This is a genomic window from Xanthobacter sp. BG11Y11_SDJG (assembly GCF_057364445.1).
In genome coordinates, this window is sequence record NZ_JBNFNU010000537.1 from 1 (window position 1) to 2,262 (window position 2,262).

Sequence of the window (2,262 nt, forward strand, 5' to 3'; positions counted from 1 at the left end):
GCGCGCCGGGCGGGCAAGCGGCTTCGGCCGCGGCGCGGCTGCGGGGCTCCTCAGGCTGCCTCTAGAGGTTGGCGGCCGATGGCGAGGAACTTCTCGCGCCGCGCCTTGCGCACCGCGTCGCGTCGAGGCCGGCGAGGGAGGACAGGGCGTCGGCGATGGCCTCGCCGGTGGCGGCGATGGCCGCCTCCCCGTCGCGGTGGGCGCCGCCCGTGGGCTCCTTCACGATCGCGTCGATGATGCCGAACTTCAGCAGGTCCTGCGCGGTGATCTTCATGTTGGTGGCCGCGTCCTGCGCCTTGGCGGTGTCGCGCCAGAGGATGGAGGCGGCGCCCTCGGGCGAGATCACGCTGTAGATGGCGTGCTCCAGCATCAGCACCTTGTTGGCGGTCGCGAGCGCGATCGCCCCGCCCGAGCCGCCCTCGCCGATGATCACCGAGACGTTGGGCGCGCGGAGCGAGAGGCAGGCGTCGGTGGAGCGGGCGATGGCCTCGGCCTGGCCGCGCTCCTCGGCGCCGATGCCGGGATAGGCGCCGGCGGTGTCCACCAGCGAGATCAGCGGCGTGCCGAAGCGGTCGGCCAGCTCCATGATGCGCGCCGCCTTGCGGTAGCCCTCGGGGCGCGCCATGCCGAAATTGTGGCGGATGCGGGTCTCGGTGGTGGAGCCCTTCTCATGGCCCAGCACGCACACCGCCTCGCCGCGGAAGCGGGCGAAGCCGCCGATGATGGCCTCGTCCTCGCCATATTTGCGGTCGCCCGCGAGCGGCGTGAAATCCTCGAACAGGGCCTTGGCGAAGTCGGCGAAGTGCGGCCGCGCGGGATGCCGCGCCACCAGGGTCTTCTGCCAGGGGGTGAGGTTGGCGTAGAGCGCGACCAGCGCCTCGCCGGCCCGGACCTCAAGGCGCTGTACCTCGTCGCCGATGGCGACGCCGTCTCCGGAGGCGGCGAGGGCGCGCAGCTCCTCCACCTTGGCCTCGAGTTCGGCGACCGGCTTCTCGAAGTCCAGATAGCTGCGCATCGTCATCCGCGAGATTGAACGGGCTAGGCCCGCGCCCCCACAAGGCGGCGGGAAGCTGCCTGCCCCCGCCCGCCAAGTCAAGCGGCGATCTGAAGCGGCGCCCGCCCCGCGCATGGGCTGGCGGAACGCGGACGCCGCCCGGGTGGTTGTCCTCCATGGCGGCCGGCCCATGGTGGACCGGCCCAGGAGATGACATATGGCAACCAGCAAGCGCCCCGCCGCCGCGGCGAAACCGGCGGCCAAGCAGGCGGCCAACCGGCCGTCGACCAAGGCCACGGGCCGGGTGAGCCCGGCCGGCGGCAAGCGGCGGCCCATCGAGGCGCCGGAGATGCCGGCGGCCGGCCCCCATGCGCGCCCGCACCTGACGGACACGTCCAAACGCCCGGCGCCGGCACCCTCGCCGATCCGTCCCGGCCGCAGGACGATACCGCGACCAGCGGCTAGCGGGCTCGGGCGGGCGCGACGCCTGTGGGCGGTTCCCGCCGCGGAAGTGTTCGTGCCGCCATCCCCGGCTCGTGCGGGGGATGCACTCTGCGGGGACCGCGTCCTGCATGAAGCGACGGCACGCGCCGCGCGGTAAGTGCCCCCAGACGAGCCGGGCATGACGGCCGGCAGCGAAGAGGGTGGTAAGGGCAGGGGCCGTGGTTGCCGTCCGGCGGCGTGCCAGCCCGGCCCAAGCGACCGGCGCGTACGCATTGTGCCGCACCGCCCTTGTTCGATGACCCTCGGGGAGGCTATTGGTTCTGCCGATCCTTCCCGAGGGCTCCTTCGGCCATGCGCGCGCTGCTCGACATCATCCTCATCATTCTGGAGATCTACGTCTGGGTGCTGATCGCCGCGGCGGTGCTGTCCTGGCTGGTCGCCTTCAACGTGGTGAACTCCCACAACAGCTTCGTGCGCAGCGTGGGCGAGTTCCTCTACCGCGTGACCGAGCCGGTCCTGGCGCCGATCCGCAACGTGCTGCCGAGCTTCGGCGGCATCGATCTGTCGCCCATGGTGCTGATCCTCCTCATTTTCTTCCTGCAGCGCGTGATCGACTACTACATCTACCCGAACGTGTTCTGAGCCGGCGGCCTTGGCCTTCTGGCGCGCGGTGGCGGACGGCGTGGAGGTGACGGTGCGGGCGACGCCCAAGGGCGGGCGAGACGCGCTGGACGGGGTCGCGACCCTTGCCGACGGGCGCGAGGTGCTGAAGGTGCGGGTGCGCGCGGCGCCGGAGACGGCGCGGCCACCAAGGCGGTCATCAA

General features: G+C 72.1%; 2 protein-coding genes and 1 pseudogene. 2 read left to right on the top strand and 1 reads right to left on the bottom strand.

Features of this window, described 5'->3' with window-relative positions:
- Positions 1–50: 50 nt before the first annotated feature.
- Positions 51–1,015 (bottom strand): annotated as a pseudogene (locus AC2W7M_RS24060) (acetyl-CoA carboxylase carboxyltransferase subunit alpha).
- A gap of 774 nt (positions 1,016–1,789) precedes the next feature.
- Here AC2W7M_RS24060 and AC2W7M_RS24065 point away from each other — a divergent pair.
- On the top strand, positions 1,790–2,080 hold the full coding sequence (locus AC2W7M_RS24065) for a YggT family protein (RefSeq protein WP_486135509.1): 291 nt from the start codon (positions 1,790–1,792) through the stop codon (positions 2,078–2,080).
- Positions 2,081–2,090: 10 nt separating this feature from the next.
- The coding region (locus AC2W7M_RS24070; protein WP_486135510.1) for a DUF167 domain-containing protein at positions 2,091–2,262 on the top strand (172 nt) is incomplete at its 3' end.

Coding starts and splice junctions, on each gene's coding strand:
- AC2W7M_RS24065 (WP_486135509.1), top strand. CDS start 1,790: ATGCGCGCGCTGCTCGACATCATCCTCATCATTCTGGAGATCTACGTC.